The 19,571-nt window shown below is 66.2% G+C and carries 22 protein-coding genes; 11 read left to right on the top strand and 11 right to left on the bottom strand.

From position 1 onward, the window contains the following. Positions 1-109: 109 nt before the first annotated feature. Complete coding sequence (locus tag ASC75_RS17605; protein WP_055978267.1) at positions 110-382, bottom strand: Txe/YoeB family addiction module toxin; 273 nt, start codon at positions 380-382, stop codon at positions 110-112. Beyond that, positions 382-633: a type II toxin-antitoxin system prevent-host-death family antitoxin gene (locus ASC75_RS17600; protein ID WP_055978446.1), complete on the bottom strand. Its 252-nt coding sequence runs from the start codon at positions 631-633 to the stop codon at positions 382-384. The genes ASC75_RS17605 and ASC75_RS17600 overlap by 1 nt, the downstream gene beginning before the upstream one ends. 101 nt (positions 634-734) lie before the next feature. On the opposite strand from ASC75_RS17600, the gene ubiA reads away from it, so the two are divergent. Continuing rightward, positions 735-1,718 carry a 4-hydroxybenzoate octaprenyltransferase gene (gene ubiA, locus ASC75_RS17595; protein ID WP_055978262.1) on the top strand — a complete coding sequence of 328 codons (984 nt, stop codon included), beginning with the start codon at positions 735-737 and terminating at the stop codon, positions 1,716-1,718. Here the strand turns inward: ubiA and ASC75_RS17590 are convergent, their stop codons facing one another. The 3 genes from ASC75_RS17590 to ASC75_RS17580 all read right to left on the bottom strand — a co-directional run bounded on the left by ASC75_RS17590 (position 1,719) and on the right by ASC75_RS17580 (position 4,868). Continuing rightward, entirely contained in the window at positions 1,719-2,285 is a 567-nt protein-coding gene (locus tag ASC75_RS17590) for a DUF6101 family protein (protein ID WP_055978260.1), read from the bottom strand. A gap of 168 nt (positions 2,286-2,453) precedes the next feature. Next, the gene (locus ASC75_RS17585) at positions 2,454-3,884 is read right to left on the bottom strand and encodes an FAD-binding oxidoreductase (protein ID WP_055978257.1); all 1,431 of its coding nucleotides are present in this window, start codon (positions 3,882-3,884) and stop codon (positions 2,454-2,456) included. A 15-nt stretch (positions 3,885-3,899) separates the two neighbouring features. Next, the gene (locus tag ASC75_RS17580; RefSeq protein ID WP_055978256.1) at positions 3,900-4,868 is read right to left on the bottom strand and encodes an L-threonylcarbamoyladenylate synthase; all 969 of its coding nucleotides are present in this window, start codon (positions 4,866-4,868) and stop codon (positions 3,900-3,902) included. Between the two features lie 170 nt (positions 4,869-5,038). Between ASC75_RS17580 and ASC75_RS17575 the strand changes: the two genes are divergently transcribed. Next, positions 5,039-5,431: a hypothetical protein gene (locus ASC75_RS17575; protein ID WP_055978253.1), complete on the top strand. Its 393-nt coding sequence runs from the start codon at positions 5,039-5,041 to the stop codon at positions 5,429-5,431. A gap of 123 nt (positions 5,432-5,554) precedes the next feature. Here ASC75_RS17575 and glyS read toward each other — a convergent pair whose 3' ends face one another. After that, positions 5,555-7,846, bottom strand: a complete 2,292-nt coding sequence (gene glyS / locus ASC75_RS17570) for a glycine--tRNA ligase subunit beta (protein WP_055978251.1) — start codon at positions 7,844-7,846, stop codon at positions 5,555-5,557. A 201-nt stretch (positions 7,847-8,047) separates the two neighbouring features. Between glyS and ASC75_RS26135 the strand changes: the two genes are divergently transcribed. Continuing rightward, positions 8,048-8,221, top strand: coding sequence for a hypothetical protein (locus ASC75_RS26135; RefSeq protein WP_156381304.1), 174 nt, complete (start codon positions 8,048-8,050; stop codon positions 8,219-8,221). Between the two features lie 47 nt (positions 8,222-8,268). Here the strand turns inward: ASC75_RS26135 and ASC75_RS17565 are convergent, their stop codons facing one another. The 3 genes from ASC75_RS17565 to ASC75_RS17555 all read right to left on the bottom strand — a co-directional run bounded on the left by ASC75_RS17565 (position 8,269) and on the right by ASC75_RS17555 (position 12,531). Further along, on the bottom strand, positions 8,269-9,213 hold the full coding sequence (locus tag ASC75_RS17565; protein WP_055978445.1) for a glycine--tRNA ligase subunit alpha: 945 nt from the start codon (positions 9,211-9,213) through the stop codon (positions 8,269-8,271). A 117-nt stretch (positions 9,214-9,330) separates the two neighbouring features. Further along, on the bottom strand, positions 9,331-11,334 hold the full coding sequence (locus tag ASC75_RS17560; protein ID WP_055978248.1) for a tetratricopeptide repeat protein: 2,004 nt from the start codon (positions 11,332-11,334) through the stop codon (positions 9,331-9,333). Between the two features lie 180 nt (positions 11,335-11,514). Beyond that, complete coding sequence (locus tag ASC75_RS17555) at positions 11,515-12,531, bottom strand: polyprenyl synthetase family protein (protein ID WP_055978246.1); 1,017 nt, start codon at positions 12,529-12,531, stop codon at positions 11,515-11,517. Positions 12,532-12,682: 151 nt separating this feature from the next. Here ASC75_RS17555 and ASC75_RS17550 point away from each other — a divergent pair, with 151 nt between their 5' ends. From ASC75_RS17550 to moaB, 6 genes are all read left to right on the top strand, one after another. After that, entirely contained in the window at positions 12,683-12,907 is a 225-nt protein-coding gene (locus tag ASC75_RS17550) for a DUF2007 domain-containing protein (RefSeq protein WP_055978242.1), read from the top strand. Beyond that, complete coding sequence (locus ASC75_RS17545) at positions 12,904-13,704, top strand: methyltransferase (RefSeq protein WP_055978240.1); 801 nt, start codon at positions 12,904-12,906, stop codon at positions 13,702-13,704. The genes ASC75_RS17550 and ASC75_RS17545 overlap by 4 nt, the downstream gene beginning before the upstream one ends. Positions 13,705-13,776: 72 nt before the next feature. Further along, positions 13,777-14,640, top strand: a complete 864-nt coding sequence (locus tag ASC75_RS17540) for a S49 family peptidase (RefSeq protein ID WP_055978239.1) — start codon at positions 13,777-13,779, stop codon at positions 14,638-14,640. Positions 14,641-14,724: 84 nt separating this feature from the next. Then, positions 14,725-14,910, top strand: a complete 186-nt coding sequence (locus ASC75_RS17535) for a hypothetical protein (RefSeq protein WP_055978237.1) — start codon at positions 14,725-14,727, stop codon at positions 14,908-14,910. A 10-nt stretch (positions 14,911-14,920) separates the two neighbouring features. Further along, entirely contained in the window at positions 14,921-15,787 is an 867-nt protein-coding gene (locus ASC75_RS17530) for a 4-(cytidine 5'-diphospho)-2-C-methyl-D-erythritol kinase (RefSeq protein ID WP_055978235.1), read from the top strand. A gap of 10 nt (positions 15,788-15,797) precedes the next feature. Next, positions 15,798-16,349, top strand: coding sequence for a molybdenum cofactor biosynthesis protein B (moaB, locus tag ASC75_RS17525; protein WP_055978233.1), 552 nt, complete (start codon positions 15,798-15,800; stop codon positions 16,347-16,349). Between the two features lie 2 nt (positions 16,350-16,351). Here the strand turns inward: moaB and ASC75_RS17520 are convergent, their stop codons facing one another. Then, positions 16,352-16,855, bottom strand: a complete 504-nt coding sequence (locus ASC75_RS17520; RefSeq protein WP_055978231.1) for a glycosyl transferase family 2 — start codon at positions 16,853-16,855, stop codon at positions 16,352-16,354. 147 nt (positions 16,856-17,002) lie between these two features. Here ASC75_RS17520 and ASC75_RS17515 point away from each other — a divergent pair, with 147 nt between their 5' ends. Further along, on the top strand, positions 17,003-18,157 hold the full coding sequence (locus ASC75_RS17515) for a PA0069 family radical SAM protein (protein WP_055978229.1): 1,155 nt from the start codon (positions 17,003-17,005) through the stop codon (positions 18,155-18,157). 146 nt (positions 18,158-18,303) lie between these two features. After that, positions 18,304-18,954, top strand: a complete 651-nt coding sequence (locus ASC75_RS17510; RefSeq protein ID WP_055978227.1) for a ribonuclease HII — start codon at positions 18,304-18,306, stop codon at positions 18,952-18,954. Between the two features lie 134 nt (positions 18,955-19,088). On the opposite strand, the gene ASC75_RS17505 is transcribed toward ASC75_RS17510, so the two are convergent. After that, positions 19,089-19,568 (bottom strand): F0F1 ATP synthase subunit B, encoded by a 480-nt coding sequence (locus ASC75_RS17505; protein ID WP_055978225.1) that lies wholly within the window; start codon positions 19,566-19,568, stop codon positions 19,089-19,091. Positions 19,569-19,571: the final 3 nt, after the last annotated feature.

Raw genomic sequence — 19,571 nt, 5'->3', positions numbered from 1 at the left:
CGCTTGACCTCTTGCCGATGCGGAATTTGATGCACCCGCTAGTGGCCGAGAGAGACGAGGTCAAGGAGAGAACGCGTTTCGCCCGCCATCAACCAAGAGTCAGGACCGGCTACCGGTCATAATGGTAGCGGCAGGCGGCGATCTCCAAGGCCTGCGCATCGCCCTTGCCTGTCACCCGATAGACGAGTCGATGTTCCCGCGTGATGCGGCGCGACCAGAAACCGGAATAGTTGCCGGAAAGCGGTTCCGGCTTGCCGATGCCGACGAAGGGCGAGCGCCTGGCATCCTTGATGAGCTCATTGATACGGTCGCAAACGGCTTTGTCTGCCTGCTGCCAAAACAAATAGTCAGACCAGGATGCTTCCGAAAAAATGATGCGCATCACTCGATGAGATCGCGTTCGACGCCGGAACCGGCATTGAGTTCATCAATGGAGCGCTGGAGATGTTCGGCGTTGGCGCGAGAGCTCAGCAAATGCAGTGTTTCGCGCAACCCTTCAAGCTCAGACAGGGCCATGACCACCACAGGCTCGTGATTCTGCCTGGTCACCACCAGTTCGATCCGGTCCGCCTCGACCTTGTCGAGATACTTGGCCATGTTGGCGCGCAGTTCGGTAAGCGTTACATGGGTCATATCGGCCTCCTCGATCACTTCTGTACATATATACGTACAGAAGGCCAACAACAAGTTCGACGCGACTTGACGCAGGATTTGACGCCTGCCACTCCATTTTTATGGAAACCATTCAGTCAAAAGCCGGCCAGGGCCGGGTCGCCGACGCCCCCAGCGGACATTGGGTTTACCGCGCCCTGCCGCGAGGCCTCTGGCCCTATGCGCAGCTGGCGCGCTGGGACCGGCCGATCGGCTGGGTGCTGTTGCTCTGGCCGTGCTGGTGGTCGGCGGCGATGGCGGCAAGCGCCTATGCCCGCCCCGGCGACAGCCTGATGTCGCTGCTGCCCTCGCCGTGGTTCCTCGTCCTGTTCCTCGTCGGCGCCGTCGCCATGCGCGGCGCTGGCTGCACCTACAATGACATCGTCGACGAAGGCATCGACGCGCAGGTCGAGCGCACCCGCTCGCGGCCCCTGCCCTCCGGCCAGGTCACCCGCCGCCAGGCCTGGACGTTCCTCGTGCTGCAGGCGCTGGCCGGCCTGGTCGTGCTGCTGCAGTTCAACAGCTTCGCCATCCTGCTCGGCATCTCGTCGCTGGTGATCGTGGCGATCTACCCGTTCATGAAGCGCATCACCAACTGGCCGCAATTCGTGCTTGGCCTCGCCTTCTCCTGGGGCGCGCTGATGGGCTGGGCGGCCGAGTTCGGCGACCTCGACGCCCCGGCGGTGCTGCTCTATTTCGGATCGATCATGTGGGTGATCGGCTACGACACGATCTACGCCCACCAGGACAAGGAAGACGACGCGCTCGTCGGCGTGAAGTCGACGGCCCGCTTCTTTGGCGAAAACACCAAGTCGTGGCTGGTCGGCCTCTATGCCGGGGCGCTGATGCTGTTCGCCACGGCCTTTGCCATCGCGCAGGTGCCGATGCCGGCGCTGGCAGGACTGGTTGCCGCCGGCATACATATGGCGAGGCAGATCACTTCGCTCGACATAGACGATCCGGACCAGTGCCTGCGGCTGTTCAGGTCGAACGGCCAGGTCGGCTGGATCATCTTCATCGGCCTGCTCTGCGGCGGCGCCTGGGTGGCGCTGAAGCCGCTGATCTGATCACGCCCGGGCGATGATTTCTTCGCCGTCGATGACGAGGCGCACACCGAGCGTGCCCGACTTGCGACGGGCGAGGAAACGTGGCCGGCGCATGCGCGACACGCGGCCCTTGCGGCGGTCCTGCGGCGGCATGGTCTTGATCGCCGCACCAAGCGACTCCTCGAGCGTGCGGGCAACGCCGTCCGCCTCGATCAGAAGCATCGGCAGGTTGTAGAAGTCGGCCCAGGCGCGCCAGTCGGCGGCAACGTCGTCGAGGTCGTGGGCAACCAGCAGGGGCACCGACAGCATCGGGTCGTTGTGCAGCAGTTCGAGCGTCACCGTGACGTTGAGGTTCTCGTCCTCCATGGCACGCGCGGCGACACCGCGGAAGGCGCGGGCCGGCAGTGCGATGATGGCGGGGAGCCCGCTCTGCGCCAGCACCCGGCGAATGACGGCGCCGCGGTGGTCGATGGTGAAGGTGACGTCGCCAAGGTCGTCACGCGTGGCGTAGCTGACCATCTGCGGCAAGCGGAACGGGTCGAGGCGCATGTTGCGTCCCGCCCAGACTGGCTTCAGTCCGGTGTTCATATTGTGCCTTCCTGTTATCTCCTGAGAGCCGGTTTCCGGTCTCTCCGGACCAGTTTTCCCGGTCTCGTTGGGAAGGACACTAGCGGGGCCTCCTTACCGCCCCGCTTAAGAAATTCGGTTAAATTTTGCTGATCGCGGCGATGGTTATCGGAATGCCACCAGAGACGTTCAAATCGTCTTGCCGGGGTTCATGATGCCGGCAGGATCGAACGCCGACTTGACCCTGCGCATCAGCTCGATGGCGTGCGGCGGAGCGGTGGCGATCAACTCGTCGCGCTTGAGCTGGCCGATGCCGTGCTCGGCCGAGATCGAGCCGTTCATGCTGCGCACCACGTCGTGCACGGCCTTGTTCATGTCCCGGTACAAAGCGAGGAACGCCGCAGCTTCCATGCCCGCCGGCTGCGAGATGTTGTAGTGCAGGTTGCCGTCGCCCATGTGGCCGAAGCAGACCACACGCGCCTCGGCGCACACTCCGGCCACGACCACCGCAGCCCGTTCGATGAAAGCCGGGATGCTGGCGATGGGCACCGATATGTCGTGCTTGATCGAGGCGCCTTCCGGCTTCTGCGATTCCGGCAGCATCTCGCGCAGGCGCCAGAACTCGTTCGCCTGGCCGAGGCTCGCGGCAATGACCGCATCGCCGACCTGGTCCGCCTCGAAGCCGGCCGACAGGATGTCCTCCATCAGCGTGCGCGCATCCTCGGCCGAACGGCCGGACGAGATCTCCATCAGCACTTCCCAGGCCCAGTCGCCCGAGAGCGGTGGCCGCGCATCGGGGATGTGGCGCATGGCAAAGCTCATCGGGGTGCGGCCGATGAGCTCGAAGGCGGTGAGCGCGCCGCCTCCAAGCTCCTGCGCGGTGTTGAACAGCGCCAGCGCTGCCTCGGCCGACGGCAGGCCGACCCAGGCGACTTCGCGCCCCTTCGGCTTCGGATAGAGCTTCAGCACGGCGGCGGTGATGACCCCGAGCGTGCCTTCCGCGCCGACGAACAGGTTCTTCAGGTCGTAGCCGGTGTTGTCCTTCTTCAGCTTGCGCAGGTCGTCGAACACCTCGCCGGTGGGCAGCACCACCTCGACGCCGAGGCAGAGCTCGCGCGCATTGCCATAGGCAACCACGCCGGTGCCGCCGGCATTGGACGACAAATTGCCACCGATCTGGCAGGAGCCTTGCGACGCCAGCGACAGCGGGTAGAGCCGGTCGACCTCGTCGGCCGCCTTGTGCAGCACATCGAGCACGACACCGGCTTCGGCGATCACCGTGTTGGAAACAGGATCGATCTCCCTGATGCGGTTGAGCCGCGACAGCGACAGCACGACCTGGCCGCCCGATCGGTCTGGAACCTGGCCGCCGACGAGCCCGGTGTTGCCGCCCTGCGGCACGATCGGCGTGCGCGTCTCCGAGGCAAGTTTCATGATCGCGCTCACCTCCGCGACGCTGCCTGGCCTGAGCACCAGCGACGTCACACCGGCAAACAGGCCGCGCGGCTCGTGCACATAGGGCTCGATATCGGCCTCGGCGCGAACGGCGTAGCGTGCGCCAACGATGGCTGCGAAGCGCTCAGCGAGCGCGGGATCGAGGCCGGGAAGATCTTGCGTCATCTCTTGAAGCTAAATTCAGACGTGGAGATTGTCACGCGGTGCCGCCGCGCGCGCCAGCCGATCGTTGATCGCTTCGCCAAGCTCGTCGGACGGCACGGGCTCGACGGCGATCGATGCGGCACCGCTGCGGTCTAGCGCCTGAAGGTGGGCGAAGAGGTTCGTCGCCGCCTCGCGCAGGTCGCCCGTCTCGGACAGGTTGAGGAAGGCACGCGCCTGCTGCCAGCCTTCGGCGCGCTCCGGGCCGAAACCGAGCAACGCCTCGCCTGCCCCGACCTTGCCGACATTCAGCCGCAGCGCCGCACCCGGCGCATAATGCGAGGCGAGCATTCCCGGCGCTTCGATGCCGGCGGTGGCACCGCGCAGCAACGGCGCGCCGGCCAGCGCCTCGATTTCGCTGGCCGCGACACCGCCCGGGCGCAGCATGCGTACCTTGCCGTCCTCGACCTTGACGATCGTCGACTCCAGCCCGACCGGCGTTGAGCCGCCATCGACGACAAGCGGGATGCGGCCGCCGAGGTCGCTCGCCACGGCCTCGCCGCTGGTCGAACTGATCTTGCCCGAGGTGTTGGCGCTCGGGGCCGCCAGCGGCCTGCCGAGCCTTGCGATCAGCTTGCCGCCGAAGCCCATCGGCATCCTGAGCGCGATGGTGTCGAGCCCTGCGGTGACCAGCGGATGGATGCCCGCTTCGGGCCGCAATGGCACGACCAGCGTCAGCGGCCCGGGCCAGAATTTCTCGGCCAGATTTCGCGACAGCGGATCGAACACGCCGATGCGCTCGGCCATGGCCATGTCGGCGACATGGGCGATCAGCGGGTTGAAGCGCGGCCGGCCCTTGGCCTCGAAGATGCGGGCGACCGCCTCGCCATTGGTGGCGTCGCCGGCAAGGCCATAGACTGTCTCGGTCGGGATGGCGACGACTTCGCCCGCGCTGAGCAAGGCCAGCGCCGCGTCCATCGCCTTGTCCGCTGCGATCAGTTCCGCCACGTCATAGCTTCCAGTTGAATGCCCCGGTCCCTAGCCCGCATCAGGCCGAGCGACAAGGCCGAGGTCCAAGATTTCAGCCATTGCCTAAAATGCGCGGCATCTTCGCAAGCCGGCTGCAACCGCCGGCGAGATAGATTGCCCTCAAAGGTTGATTCAAGTCTGAGGGCTAAATGCGCCTGTTTGCTGCGTTTCTTGTTGCCGCCGTTTCCGGGTCGGCCCATGCGTCGTCGATCGTCACCGTCAGAGGCGATGCGGCCAGCCCGTCCTCGATCTCGGTCGGACTGCCGCAATCGGCGTCCCGCTCGATTGTCGCGATCGGCATGCCGGACATCGATACAGGCAAGGTCGCGGCGGTCGACGCCAAAAGCTCCGGCCCGCAACTGGCCCCCGAACTGATGGTCATTCGCGGTGGCGAAGTCGGCAGCGCTTCACCGGAGCCGGCACTGGCCTCGCCAGATGCCGCCACGCCAGCGCAGCAGGCGGCCGCCGGAGACCAGGCTGCCGTTCCGGCCTCGCCCGATGCAGCAGTCGATCCAGCGACTGTGCCCGCAGAAACGCAGTAGCCCGGCCCGACACCTCCCAGTCGACGCGCAGCACCATCCTGCACGGCGATCAGTTGATCGAGGCCCACCGCAACAGCGTCAAGGTCCCCCTGCGCGACGGAGGGCGGCCTGCGCCGCCCTGCCTCAGCCGGCGATCTTGGAGAAGTCGGCGACCTGGTCGGTCGCCGCGCGGATGCGGGCGAGCAGCGCCAGGCGATTTGCCCGCACGGCCAGATCCTCGTCATTGACGAGAACCTTCTCGAAGAACGCATCCACCGGTTCGCGCAGCACGCTCAGCGCGCGCATGGCGCCGGAAAAGTCTTCATTCCGTATGGCTTGGCCGGCTTCGCTGATGGCCTGATTCATCGGCGCGAACAGCGCCTTCTCCGCGTCCTCGCGGAACAGGCCGGGGTCGACGGCATCGGCGACGGCCGTGCCCTTCTTCTCTTCGGCGGCCAAGATGTTGGCCGCACGCTTGGTGCCGGCCAGCAGGTTCTTGCCGTCTTCGGTGTCGAGGAACTGCCCGAGCGCCTCGACCCGGCGGGTGACGGCCAGGAGGTCGTCCGCCTCGGGCGTGATCACCGCGTCGATCAGGTCGTGGCGGGCGCCGAGCTCGCGAAGATAGACCTTGAGGCGGTCATGGAAGAACGCCAGCAGGTCGGCCTTGAGCGCGCCGGCAGCCGCGATGACGTCCCGGCGCAGCTCGGCCTCGTAGGCGGCGAGCGCGTTGTCGACGTCCTGCTCGCCATCGACGTCGCCGCTGTCGATCGCCGCCTGCGAGGCTTCGAACGCCGCCAGCCGGCGCTGGACCGAGCCTTCCTCGAGCTGCGCAAGGGCCGCGTCGAACAGACCCTGCAACGGCAGGCTGCCGCGTGCCGACAGGATGATCCTGACGATGCCCAGTGCTGCGCGGCGCAGCGCGTAGGGGTCCTTCGAACCCGTCGGCTTCTCATCGATGGTCCAGAAGCCGACCAGCGTGTCGAGCTTGTCGGCCAGCGCCACCGACACCGAAACCGGGTCGGCCGGCACCCGGTCGGAGGGGCCCTGCGGCTTGTAGTGCTCCTCGAGGGCGGCTGCGACCGACGGGCTCTCGCCCTGCAGCAACGCATATTTGCGGCCCATGGCGCCCTGCAATTCGGGGAACTCGCCGACGACCTCTGTCTGCAGGTCGGCCTTGGCGAGCACGGCGGCGCGGTCTGCCAGCTTCGGCTCGGCGCCGACCAGCGGCGCGATGGCGCGGGCCAGCCCGCGGATGCGCTGGACGCGCTGGCCTTGCGTGCCGAGCTTGGCGTGGAATGTCACGCCGAGATGGTCGAGGCGGGCCATGCGCTGGTCGAGCGGCTTGTTGAGATCCAGGCCGAAGGCTTCGGCCGACGATTTCAGCGTATCGAGGTCGGGCAGGTCGCCCTGGTCGGTGTTCCAGAAATAGAGCGCATCCGACAGGCGTGCGCGCACGACCTTGCCGTTGCCATGGGCGATTTCCTTGCCGCCATCGGTGGCCTCGATGTTCGAGGTCAGGATGAAGTGGTTGGAGAGCGCATCCTCCTGGCCCTGCGGCCGCGTCACGAAGCACTTCTGGTTGGCGCGGATGGTCAGGCGGATGACCTCGGCGGGGATTTCGAGGAAGGCGTCCTCGAAGGTGCCCATCAGCACCACCGGCCATTCGACCAGGCCCGAAACCTCTTCCAGCAGCCCCTCGTCCTCGACCAGTTCGAGCCCGCTGGCAAAGGCAAGGTTGCGCGCGTCGGCGACGATCATCTCCTTGCGGCGGTCGGCGTCGATGACCACCTTGGCCGCCTCCAGCTTTGCCGCGTAATCGTCGAAGCGGCGCACCGTGATCGCGCCAGGCGCGTGGAAGCGATGACCGTATGTGACGTTGCCGGAGCGGATGCCGTCGACCTCGAAGTCGATCACCACAGGCTCTTCAGTCTCGGGGCCGAAGGTGCAGACGATCGACTGCAGCGGGCGCACCCAGCGCAGGCTGCCCGGCTTGGCCGAGGCCGGGCCCCAGCGCATCGACTTCGGCCAGGGGAAGCTCTTGACGATCGCCGGCATCAGCTCGGCGACGATTTCTTCGGCCGCACGGCCTGGCTTGGAGATGTGGGCGACGTAGAAATCGCCCTTCTTGGGATCGCTATGGACATGCGCCTCCGAGATCGAAGCCAGTCCGGCGCTGCGCAGAAACCCCTGGATCGCGGCTTCCGGCGCCTTGGTGCTCGGGCCCTTGCGGTCCTCGCGGATGTCCTTGGAGCGAGCGGTCAGCCCCCTGATGTCGAGCGTCAGCCGGCGCGGCGTCCAGTATTCGCGCGCCGCCTCATAGGTCAGCCCCGCCTCGACCAGACCGTCGGTCAGCATCTTCCTCAGATCGCCCGCCGCCTTGCGCTGCATGCGCGCGGGGATTTCTTCGGAACGCAACTCTAGAAGCAGATCGGGCATCGGACGGGCTCACGCGGGAAATGGTCCGCGCGGCATAGCAACTCAGCCGCCCGCTGTCACCTTCCCGAACGCGTTCGGCAAAATTCCGTCGAGGTGTCGGGGCGTGGCCGGCGAATTCGTCCTTGGAATGAAGATTTCCATGAACCGAACGCTGCGCTGGAGCGACCCACGCTCAGACAGACACCTATTGGCAAAACGACGATGAAAACCGCCTCCGCCCTGCTCCAGATCCTCAGCCTCAGCGCCCTGCTCGCCATGCATGTGGCGGCGCCGGCCGAGTTCAGGATGCCCGGCGTGCGCAAGGCGCTGCAGACGATCAATGGCGAACCGCTGCAGCCACGCCTTCCGGAAGGGCTGGAACTCGCTGCAGCCTGATTGCCGCTTCGCGGCGACCTCCCCCCATCAAGGGGGAGGTAAATAGCTCAAGCCGCCAGGCCGCCGGCTTCCGTCAACAAGAAAGCTTCGCCGCAAGCCTTGGACAAGTTGCGGACGCGCAGGATGTAGCTCTGGCGTTCAGTGACCGAGATCACGCCGCGTGCGTCGAGCAGGTTGAAGACGTGGCTCGCCTTGATGCACTGGTCGTAGGCCGGAAACACCATCTTGTGCTGGGCCAGGTTGCCGCCCTCGGCGGGCGCGCCGGCGGCCAGCAGCGCCTTGCACTCGGCTTCGGCATCCTCGAAGTGCCTGAGCAGCATCGCCGTGTTGGCGTGCTCGAAATTGTGCCTGGAATATTCCTGCTCGGCCTGCAGGAAGACCTCGCCATAGGTGACCTTGTCATCGCCTTCGAGGCCGTTGAAATTGAGGTCGTAGACATTGTCGACGCCCTGCACATACATCGCCAGCCGTTCGAGGCCGTAGGTCAGTTCGCCGGCCACGGGCGCGCATTCGATGCCGCAGACCTGCTGGAAGTAGGTGAACTGCGACACCTCCATGCCGTCGCACCAGCACTCCCAGCCAAGGCCCCAGGCGCCCAGCGTCGGGCTTTCCCAGTCGTCCTCGACGAAGCGGATGTCATGCACCAGCGGGTCGATGCCGATCGCCTTCAGCGAGCCGAGATAGAGCTCCTGCAGGTTGGACGGGTTCGGCTTCAGGATCACTTGGTACTGGTAATAGTGCTGCAGGCGGTTGGGGTTCTCGCCATAGCGGCCGTCCTTCGGACGGCGCGACGGCTGCACATAGGCCGCGTTCCAGCGCCGCGGACCGAGCGCGCGCAAGGTCGTCGCCGGGTGGAAGGTACCGGCGCCCACTTCCATGTCGTAGGGCTGCAGGATGATGCAGCCCTGCGCGGCCCAGAAACTGTGCAGCGTCAGGATCAGCCCCTGGAACGAGCGGCTGGGGTGCATGTGGGCAGGCATGGTGTCGGTCACGGGCAACGCTCGATCATTGGCGCGCCCCGCAGCAAAACGGGGCCAGAGAGGCCCCGTCCTATTCCGCCCGAAGATATGGGTCAAGCAGCGGCGCTCAGCCGCCGCCAATGCTGCCGGTCAATTGCCGGGCAGGCGCAGTTCCTGTCCGGGCGCCAGGCGGGCCGGATCGCCGCGCAGTTCGGGATTGAGATCGAGCAGTTCGCGGTAGCGGTCGCCATTGCCCAGCACCTCGTTGGCGATCGACCACAGCGATTGGCCACGCTGCACCTTGTAGGCGGCAGGGATGGCCTGGACCACGGGCTCTGTCGCCGGCGTCTCCAGCTCGCTCTTCTTCTGGCTGTCCGTTGCAGGGGCTGCCGGCTTGACCACCGGCGGCTTTGCCGGGGCTTCGAGGGCCGTCGGCTTCTCCGGCATCGGCGGCATGCCTTTCGCCAGCTTCTGCTCGACGTCGGCCAGGACATTGGGCTCCGGCTTCATGTCGCGCGCATGGCTCCACTGGAACGTCGCTTCGAGCCGGCGCCCGGCGCGCCAGTAGGCATCGCCGAGGTGGTCGTTGAGAACCGCATCGTCGGGCTTGAGCGAGACGGCACGCTCCAGCTCGCGCACGGCATCGTCGAAACGGCCGAGGCGATAATAGGCCCAGCCGAGCGAATCGATGATGTAGCCGTCGCTCGGACGCAGGTCGGCGGCCTGCTTGATCATCCCGAGGCCCTCCTCGAGATTGATGTTCATGTCGACCCAGGAATAGCCGAGATAGTTGAGCACCTGCGGCTGGTTGGGGAACAGCTTCAGCGCCTCGCGGAAGTTCGGCTCGGCTTTCGGCCATTCCTTGAGCCGCTCATAGGCGATGCCGCGCTGGTAGAAGACGTTCCAGTTGACGTTGGTCGGCGTCTTCAGCACGCCGACAGCCTTGTCGTAGACATCGGCTGCGGCGCGGTAGTTGTCGGTCGCCGCATAGACGCCGCCGAGCGCGAGATAACCGCGCATGTCTTCGGGATTGGCGTCGACCAGTGCCTTGAGATGCTTGATCGCCTCGTCGTGGCGCTTCAGGTCCGCAAGGTTGAGGCCGAGTTGCAGTTCCGACAGCCGCTTGAGCGGCGAGGATGCGGGCACGCGGCGATAGAGTGCGATCGCCTGTTCGCCGTCCTGCTGCTGTTCGGCAATCGCCGCGAGCTGCACCAGCAACTCGTCGCTCTCCGGCTTCAGCGCCAGCGCGTATTGCAGGTACAGCCGGACGAACGGCTCGCCGCCGCCGCGATTGAGCGCGGTCGACAGGTTGAGCAGGATTTCGGCGGCACCGTCGTTCGGGCCGGAGACCAGCGGCGCAATCTTCTCGCCCTTGGTGATCTTTTCCCGCAAGGACGAAATCGGCAACTTGCCCGGCGCAAACTCGTCGGCGCGGTCGAGGACCGCCAGCGCTTCGGTCTTCTTGCCACCGCGCGCCAGGAAGCCGGCATAGGCCTCGGCGGCACGCATCCAGGTTTCGGGCGCGGCGCTGCCGGCGCCGAGATTGTCGATCGCCGCCTTGTAGATCTCGCCGGCCTTGTCCTTCTGGCCGGCAGACTCGGCGATCAGCGCACGATGGTAGGTCTTGAACAGGTCGTACCATTCGGGTCCCTCGAGCTTGTCGAGGAACTGCAGCCCGTCGCCGGCCTTGCCTTCGCCCTGCTTGGCCCAGCCGGTCATCACACCGGTGATCAGGCGGTCGAGGTCGGATTCGAGCGCCAGCTTGAGCCAGTTCTGGGCGGCTTCGTAATCCTTCTTGCGAAACGTATCGACGGCCAGCGCCAGCCGCGAGAAGCGCTCGACGTCGGGGACCGTCTTCAGCATCTGGGCATAGGGCAGCGATTCATCGAAGCGGCCCTGCGCGATCAGCGCCAGCATCACGCTTTGCTGCAGGGCGGTGTCTTCGGGATCGAAGGCCAAAGCGCGCTTGTAATAGGCGATGGCGCTGTCCAGGTCGTCGTCGGCTTCGGCGGTACGCGCCGCCAGGTAAGCGCCGGAAAACGAGCTGATTTCAACCGGCTCGGTGATCTCTTTGGCATATCCGGGCTGGGTCAGGGCGGTAAAGCCCGCCAGAGCCGCAAGGCCCAACAGCCAGATCGCGCGTCGCTGCCGCATGAAAGTCCTTCCTAGTGAGGTCCCACGGTCATCATGACACCCGTAAGCCGGGTCGCAACCGCTTGTCTGCGCCAAGCATGGCCTTTTTGGGGTCGCGCATCAATCCGCAGCCGCTTCACAATCCGACAGCCGGTCCAAGGTTTGCACAGCCGGCGGCGGATGCGCGAACCAGGGCCGGCCTCAGACGACGCGGCTGATGCAGAAATCGATGACGTCGAGCAATGCCGACTTTTGCGGCGTCTGTTCGAGCGGGGCGAGCGCGTCGCGGGCAATCTCGCCGAAATGGCTGGCGCGTCCGATCGTGTCGGCAATCGCACCGTGCCGCACCATCAGGCCGACGGCCTTCTCCAGGGCGGCGTCGTCGGTGGCGCCATCCTCGATCGCGCTTTTCCAGAATGCGCGCTCGGCAGCGGTGCCACGACGGTAGCTCAGGATCACCGGCAGGGTAACCTTGCCCTCGCGGAAGTCGTCGCCGACATTCTTGCCGAGGTCCTTGGCCGAACCGCCATAATCCAGCGCATCGTCGATAAGCTGGAAGGCAAGGCCGAGATTCATGCCATAGGAGCGCAGTGCCGCCTTGTCGTTCTTCGAGGCGCCGGCGATCACCGGGCCGACTTCGGCGGCAGCAGAAAACAGCGCCGCGGTCTTTGCCTTGATGACGGCGAAATGCTCGTCCTCGGTGGTTTCGAGGTTCTTGGCGGCAGCCAGTTGCATGACCTCGCCCTCGGCGATGATCGATGCGGCGGACGACAGGATGTCGAGCGCCTCGAGCGAACCGACCTCGACCATCATGCGGAACGCCTGGCCGAGCAGGAAGTCGCCGACCAGCACGCTCGCCTGGTTGCCCCAGATGGTGCGGGCCGTCTTCTTGCCGCGACGCAGGTCGCTTTCGTCGACGACGTCGTCATGCAGCAGCGTTGCTGTGTGCATGAACTCGACCGACGTGGCCAGCCTGACGTGGTTTTCGCCGGAGTAGCCGAACATCTGGGCGGCTGCCAGGGTCAGCATCGGCCGCAGGCGCTTGCCGCCGGAGGAGATGAGATGGTTGGCGACCTCCGGGATCATCTCGACATCGGAGCCGGCCTTGGAAAGGATCAGCTCGTTGACCCTGGCCATGTCGGCCGAAGTCAGGTCGATCAAATCCTTGATCGACGCAGCGTCCCGCTTTCCCTTCTCGATGTTGAGAACGACACCCAAGGCCTACACTCCCAGTTTACACAGGCGCGTGGTCGCGCGCGTAGCTCTTAGGCGATTCTAAGGCGGCATGCACTCTACCCGCAAGTGGCGAATTGGCGCGGTGCAACACGCGGCGTTTACTTCACGGCCTCAAACTGCGAATTTCCCCGGCATGATCGAACTCATCCGCACCAACGACGCCGTCATCATCTCCTTCGTGGAATCGCTGCTGCGCGATGCCGGCATCGGCTGCTTCGTCGCCGACCAGAACATGAGCGTGCTCGACGGTTCGATCGGCATCCTGCCGCGCCGCATCATGATCGACGAGGACGACGCCGACGAGGCGCGCCAGTTGCTGACGGATGCCGGCATCGAGCACGAAATCCGCCAGAAGTGACAGCCGAACCGCCGCCAGCCCCGGACGTGGATCTGCCGCCGCACACGGTGGACGCCTTCCACCGCGGCGAGTTCTGGCTGGTCCAGCCGAAGGACAACGGCCACCGCTCCGGCATGGATGCCTTGACGCTCGCCGCTGCCGTACCGGGCTCATTCGCCGGCCGGCTCGCCGATTTCGGGGCCGGCGCCGGTGCTGCCGGCCTTGCGGTCGCCTCGCGCTGCAAGCAGGCAGAGGTGGTGCTCGTCGAGCTCACGCCTGAAATGGCGGCCTTTGCCGACGCCACGCTTGCCCATCCCGGCAATGCGCAGCTGCGCCAACGCGCCTCCGTGCTCGTCGCCGATGTCGGCCTTTCGGGTAAGGCACGCACCCAGGCCGGGCTTGCCGACGGCTCGCTCGACTTCGTCATCATGAACCCGCCCTTCAATCCGCCGCATCACCGGCCGACGCCGGACGCGCTGAAGCGGCAGGCGCACGTCATGGACGACGGGCTGTTCGAGAACTGGATCCGCAGTGCCGCCGCAGTCGTCAGGCCGCGCGGCGGGCTGGCCATCATCGCCCGGCCGGAACAGTTGGCCCCCATCCTCGGCGCCCTGGACGGGCGTTTTGGCAAGGTCGAGATCGTGCCGGTCCATCCCCGCGCCGACGCCGCCGCGATCCGCGTCGTCGTGCGCGCCGTCAGGGCCTCGCGGGCGCCGCTGGCGCTCTGCCCGCCGCTCGTGCTGCGCGATGCGGACGACAGGTTGTCGCAACGCGCCGATGATATAAGCAACGGCCGCTCGTCGCTTTTCGGCGACTGAGCAACGCCAAAGCATTGCGGATGTCGCAGGAATGCATACATCCCGCATGACACAGACCGGAGAGACCGAAACGTGAAGAAGCTGTTGCGCCGCCTGCTGCCGAGATCGATGCGTGGCGGCGAGGTCGTCATTCCCGTGCTCAGGCTGCAGGGCGCGATCATGTCGGGCGGCGGCCAGTTCCGGCCGACCCTTTCGCTGGCAACCACTGCCGGCCTGATCGAGAAGGCGTTCGCCATTCCCGGCCCGGCGGTCGCCATTTCGATCAACTCTCCCGGCGGCTCGCCGGTGCAGTCGCGGCTGATCTACAAGCGCATACGCGACCTTGCCGCCGAGAAGAACAAGAAGGTGCTGGTCTTCGTCGAGGACGTCGCCGCCTCGGGCGGCTACATGATCGCGATCGCCGGCGACGAGATCATCGCCGACCCCTCGTCCATCGTCGGATCGATCGGCGTGGTGTCGGCTTCCTTCGGCTTCACCGACCTGATCAAGAAGATCGGCGTCGAGCGGCGCGTCTACACGGCGGGCGAGAACAAGGCGACGCTCGATCCGTTCCAGCCGGAAAAGAAGGAAGACATCGAGCGGCTGAAGAAGCTGCAGCTCGAAGTGCACGAGACTTTCATCGACATGGTCAAGGACCGTCGCCGCGGCAAGCTCAAGGACGATCCGGACCTGTTCACCGGCCTGTTCTGGTCGGGCAAGAAGGGGCTGGAGCTCGGCCTGGTCGATTCCCTCGGCGACATGCGAACCGTGCTCAGGGACCGCTACGGCGCCAAGGCCGAACTCAAGCTCATCACCGCGCCGCGCGGCCTGTTCGGCCGCCGCCTCGGCCTCGGCTCTTCGACTTCAGGCTTTGGCCCCGATGTCGCCGGCGCCGTCGCCTCGGGGCTGGTGGATGCGGCGGAAGAGCGCGCATTGTGGAGCCGCTTCGGCCTTTGAAAAAGCCGAAACCGCGGACTATCATCGGGGAATGACCCCGGCTGGCCGGAAACGCACCCGGCAACCGAAGGGAGGAGAATGACGATGCCTCAGCTCATCTTTTTCGCGCTTGTCGGCGTGGTCGCCTATATCGGCTATCGCTCCTTCATCAGGGAGGCCGAGCGGGTGACGGCCAAGGTGCGGCGCAACGAGCGCCAGCGCGAGACCGGCGCCTCGGGCACGCTGGTCAAGGACCCCGAGACCGGCGAATACCGGCTCGAGAAGGAATGAACGCCGGCTCGTGACCCTGAACAGCGTTCCGCTCGCCGAACTCGCCCCGGCCAAGATCAATCTCGCGCTGCACGTCACCGGCCGGCGCGCCGACGGCTACCATCTGCTCGAGACACTCGTCGTGTTCGCCGAATTCGGCGACCGCATCACGGTTGCGGCGTCGAGCGAAGACTGCTTCTTCGTCGACGGTCCCTTCGCCGGCGACGTGCCGCGCGATGCCGGCAACCTCGTCCTGCGCGCCCGCGACGCGCTGCGGGCGGCCTATCCCGCCCATGCCGCCCAGCCGGTTTCGATCTCGCTCGAAAAGCACCTGCCTGTCGCGTCCGGCATCGGCGGCGGTTCGAGCGATGCGGCGGCGACGCTGCGCGCGCTGTCCCGGCTCTGGCGCCTCCCGGCCGACGCCGCCGCACTGGCGCGCCTCGCCCTGCCGCTCGGCGCCGACCTGCCGATGTGCCTCGCCGGGCACCCTCTCCTTGCCCGCGGCATCGGCGAAAAGCTCGATCCGGTCCGGCATTTTCCGGCCCTGCCGATGGTGCTGGTCAATCCCGGCATCGCCGTGGAGACGCCAAAAGTGTTCCGCGCGCTGGCCTCGCGCGACAATGCCCCGCTTGCGCCGCTCGACAGTGCCGACACCGTGCTCGACTGGCTCGCCACGAGCCGCAACGACCTCGAGCAGGCAGCGATGTCGATCGAACCGTCGATCGCCGAGGTCCTGGCCGCGCTTCGCAGTTCAGGTGCCGCCTTCGCCCGCATGTCGGGCTCCGGCGCCACCTGCTTCGGCATCTTCGACAGCGCAGCAGCCGCTACGCGTGCGGCAGCGGCGATCTCGAACGCGCATCCCGGCTGGTTCAGCACCGCCACCGTGACGCGGACCTAGGAGCCCAGGAATGGCAAGCGAGCCCCGCCCCTTCGTGCCTGTCCGCATCGCGGTGCTCACCGTCTCCGACACACGCACGCTGGCCGACGACAAGTCGGGCCAGACGTTGGCCGACCGCATCACTGAAACCGGCCACGTGCTCAAGGCACGCGACATCGTCACTGACGACAAGGACAAGATCCGCGAGCGCGTCACCGCCTGGTCGCTCGACCCCGAGATCGACGTCATCATCACCACCGGCGGCACCGGCTTCACCGGCCGCGACGTCACGCCCGACGCGCTGGAGCCTATCTTCGAAAAGCGCATGGACGGCTTCTCGGAGGTGTTCCACCGCATCTCCTACGACAAGATCGGGACGTCGACGATCCAGTCGCGCGCCACCGGCGGCGTGCTCAACGCCACCTTCGTCTTCGTGCTGCCGGGGTCGCCCGGCGCCTGCCGCGACGCCTGGGACGGCATCCTCAAGGCGCAGCTCGACTACCGCCACATGCCATGCAACTTCGTGGAAATCATGCCGCGGCTCGACGAACATCTCAGGCGCGGCGGCACCAAGACAGCCTGACGCTACCGCTGGGCGACGACGATCTCGGCGTCGAGCGTCTTCATCGCCAGCCCGCGGGCGATGCCTTCGGCATCGGCGCCGTTGCGCGCCTGCACCATCGCCTGCTTCCTGGTGATGATCAGCGCCTGCTCCAGTGCCCGGGGCCGTGATGTCACCCGCGCCCAGAACGGTCGGTTGCTTGCCCTCGACCGGGTGAAGCGGGCAGCCATGGACAGCCGGCTCATGTGGCGCACCGCGTCCTCGGTCCAGCCTTCGGCCAGGCGGGCGCCGGGTTCGACCAGCAGCAGCCAGTCACTCTTGGCCTGCGCGATGCCGACCTTGATGCCGCCGCTGGCGACATAGCCGCAGCCGGCATGCTCGGCGACATAATGCGTCTGGTCGGTCGAGCCGAGATCGCAGACGATCACCTCGCGCACCACGCCCTCGACGGCAGCACCGACCAGCGAGGCCAGCGTGCGCGCCAGCCCCTCCTCATCGTCCCTGGTTTCGATCAGAACGCTCAACATCCCTAGCCGCATATCCGAAAGCCGGGCCCAGCGCCAGTTTTGCCGCCACATCGACAAAGTTCTTGATTTGTTCTCTTTCGCCGAATAGGAATAGTTTCATGCTGGACGAATCGACGGACGGCGCTTTTCCCTCCGGGAGACAGTGAAATGGAACCCATTGCGCGTGCCGATATTGCTGCCTTCAAGGGCGGCGGAGCCGGGATGGCCAATGCCATGGTCGAGGAAAGCGGCCTGCGCATCAACCATGAGCGCAGGCGCGGGCGTGGCGCAGGCGTCAATCCGTCAGGGCGCTACGAGCCGGTCAGCCGCCATGTCTTCGACGACGGCTGGAGCACCATCGAAGAGCTGCCGCCGTTCAAGACTGAAGTACAGGTCGAAAAGCCGCGCACCATCATCACCCGCAACGAGTCGCCGGACATCTCCTTCGACCGCTCGATCAACCCCTATCGCGGCTGCGAGCATGGCTGCGTCTACTGCTTCGCCCGGCCGACCCACAGCTACATGGGCCTGTCGGCCGGACTCGACTTCGAGTCCAGGCTGTTTGCCAAGCCCGACGCGGCGCGGCTGCTCGACCGAGAGCTGTCGAAGGACGGCTACCAGCCGCGCACCATCGCCATCGGCACAAACACCGACCCCTACCAGCCGATCGAAAAGAACTGGCGCATCATGCGCGAGGTGCTGGAGGTGCTGGAGGCGCGCAACCACCCGGTCGGCATTGTCACCAAGTCGGCGATGATCGTCAGGGACATCGACATCCTCGGCCGCATGGCCGAGAAGGGGCTGGCCAAGGTGGCGCTGTCGGTGACGACGCTCGACCGCCTGCTGGCGCGCACCATGGAGCCGCGCGCCGCGACCCCGACCAAGCGGCTCGAGGCGATCCGGCAACTCTCAGATGCCGGCATCCCGGTCTCGGTGATGGTGGCGCCGATCATTCCCGGGCTCACCGACCAGGAAATCGAGCGCATCCTCGATTCGGCGAAGGCCGCCGGTGCGACCAGCGCCGGCTACGTCATCCTGCGCCTGCCGCTCGAAGTCAGTCCGATCTTCAAGGACTGGCTGCTTCGCCATTACCCCGACAGCTATCGCCACGTGCTGTCGCTGATCCGTTCGATGCGCGACGGCAAGGACTACGATTCCGAGTGGGGCAAGCGCATGAAGGGCAAGGGCCCCTATGCCTGGCAGATCGGCCGCCGTTTCGAGATCGCCGCCCAGCGCCTCGGCCTCAACTCGGTGCGGACGCCGCTGCGCACCGATCTGTTCGAGGCTGCCCCCAAGGACCAGCAGCAACTGATGCTGCTCTGACGACGGCGCGGGCAGGCCATGCCCGCTGCATGAGATCCCGTCCGGCCCCTCCCCGTGGCCAGTCGACGGTGCCTTCCCGGGCCGCCGCCCCAATCGGCCGGGAAGGTCTTGCGGAGAATCGGAGCCGATGCGAGCATCGCCGCACTATGGCTCGCCCGCGTTCCGATTCTCCGCCCCTCTTCGAGTTCATCGACAAGCCCGACTTCGCCTTCGAAACGAAAGCGATCTCGGGAGGGTTGTGGCCATGCGCCGGTCTCGACGAGGCCGGACGCGGACCGCTCGCCGGCCCGGTCGTGGCCGCAGCCGTCGTGCTCGATCCCGACAACATCCCCGCTGGCCTCGACGATTCCAAGCGGCTGACCGCTGCCCAGCGCGAGGCATTGTTCGATGATGTCCTGGCCAAGGCGCTGGGCGTCGCCGTTGCTTCCGTCTCGGCCGACAGCATCGACCGCAGCGACATCCGCAAGGCAAGCCTGGAAGCGATGCGCCGCGCGCTGGCGGGCCTGCCGATGACCGCGAAATCGGCCCTTGCCGACGGCCGCGACGTGCCGCCCGGTCTCGCCTGCACCTGCAAGGCGTTGGTCAAGGGCGACCAGCGTTCGCAATCCATCGCAGCCGCCTCGATCGTCGCCAAGGTGACGCGCGACCGGATGATGTCGGCCTGCGGCTCAAACGACAATCGCTACGGCTTCGAGGTGCATATGGGCTATGCCACCGCCCGCCACCGCGCAGCGATCGTCGAGCATGGCGCTGCGGTGCGCATCCATCGCGTGTCCTTCGCGCCGTTCCGGGACTGACCGCACCCGCACGACACTTCGAGGCTCGCCCGCTCGACCTACCCAGATGCTTCGATCTCCCAAGGCACGTCCCGAAAACAAAAAAGCCGCCGGAAATTCCAGCGGCTTTCTGCATTCTTTTCGGCGTGCTCGACTTAGTTGAGCTTGGCCTTCAGTTCCTGAACCGAACCCTTGAACAGCTCGGCATTGGTCTTCGCGTCAGCCTTGCCGGCCAGAACCTGGCGGGCCGCTTCGACCGCGAGGTCGACTGCATTGGCGCGGACTTCGTTGATCGCCTCGCGCTCCGCCTGGCCGATCTTCTGCTCGGCAAGCGCGGTCCGGCGCGCAACGTATTCCTCGGTCTTCTTGTGCGCTTCTTCAGCAAGAAGGCCTGCTTCACGCTTCGCCGATTCGACGATCTCGGAGGCTTCCTTCTCGGCTTCCTTGCGCTTGCGCTGATACTCGGCGAGCAGCTGCTGGGCTTCTTCGCGCAGCTTGCGTGCATCTTCGAGCTCGGCGCGAATGCGGTCGGCGCGGTCGTCGAGCGACTTCGACAGCATGCCCGGCACCTTCAGGTACAGGACAACCCCGACAAAAATAACGAGAGCGACTGTGGCCCAGAATGTTGCGTCCATGGC

Source organism: Aminobacter sp. DSM 101952 (assembly GCF_001424795.1).
Classification (GTDB): Bacteria; Pseudomonadota; Alphaproteobacteria; order Rhizobiales; family Rhizobiaceae; genus Aminobacter; species Aminobacter aganoensis.
Note: the sequence above shows the minus strand (reverse complement) of the source record. Positions and strands in the feature narration are given on the sequence as shown.

Coding starts and splice junctions, on each gene's coding strand:
- ASC75_RS17605 (WP_055978267.1), bottom strand. CDS start 382: ATGCGCATCATTTTTTCGGAAGCATCCTGGTCTGACTATTTGTTTTGG.
- ASC75_RS17600 (WP_055978446.1), bottom strand. CDS start 633: ATGACCCATGTAACGCTTACCGAACTGCGCGCCAACATGGCCAAGTAT.
- ubiA (WP_055978262.1), top strand. CDS start 735: ATGGAAACCATTCAGTCAAAAGCCGGCCAGGGCCGGGTCGCCGACGCC.
- ASC75_RS17590 (WP_055978260.1), bottom strand. CDS start 2,285: ATGAACACCGGACTGAAGCCAGTCTGGGCGGGACGCAACATGCGCCTC.
- ASC75_RS17585 (WP_055978257.1), bottom strand. CDS start 3,884: ATGACGCAAGATCTTCCCGGCCTCGATCCCGCGCTCGCTGAGCGCTTC.
- ASC75_RS17575 (WP_055978253.1), top strand. CDS start 5,039: ATGCGCCTGTTTGCTGCGTTTCTTGTTGCCGCCGTTTCCGGGTCGGCC.
- glyS (WP_055978251.1), bottom strand. CDS start 7,846: ATGCCCGATCTGCTTCTAGAGTTGCGTTCCGAAGAAATCCCCGCGCGC.
- ASC75_RS26135 (WP_156381304.1), top strand. CDS start 8,048: ATGAAAACCGCCTCCGCCCTGCTCCAGATCCTCAGCCTCAGCGCCCTG.
- ASC75_RS17560 (WP_055978248.1), bottom strand. CDS start 11,334: ATGCGGCAGCGACGCGCGATCTGGCTGTTGGGCCTTGCGGCTCTGGCG.
- ASC75_RS17550 (WP_055978242.1), top strand. CDS start 12,683: ATGATCGAACTCATCCGCACCAACGACGCCGTCATCATCTCCTTCGTG.
- ASC75_RS17535 (WP_055978237.1), top strand. CDS start 14,725: ATGCCTCAGCTCATCTTTTTCGCGCTTGTCGGCGTGGTCGCCTATATC.
- moaB (WP_055978233.1), top strand. CDS start 15,798: ATGGCAAGCGAGCCCCGCCCCTTCGTGCCTGTCCGCATCGCGGTGCTC.
- ASC75_RS17520 (WP_055978231.1), bottom strand. CDS start 16,855: ATGTTGAGCGTTCTGATCGAAACCAGGGACGATGAGGAGGGGCTGGCG.
- ASC75_RS17515 (WP_055978229.1), top strand. CDS start 17,003: ATGGAACCCATTGCGCGTGCCGATATTGCTGCCTTCAAGGGCGGCGGA.
- ASC75_RS17510 (WP_055978227.1), top strand. CDS start 18,304: ATGGCTCGCCCGCGTTCCGATTCTCCGCCCCTCTTCGAGTTCATCGAC.
- ASC75_RS17505 (WP_055978225.1), bottom strand. CDS start 19,568: ATGGACGCAACATTCTGGGCCACAGTCGCTCTCGTTATTTTTGTCGGG.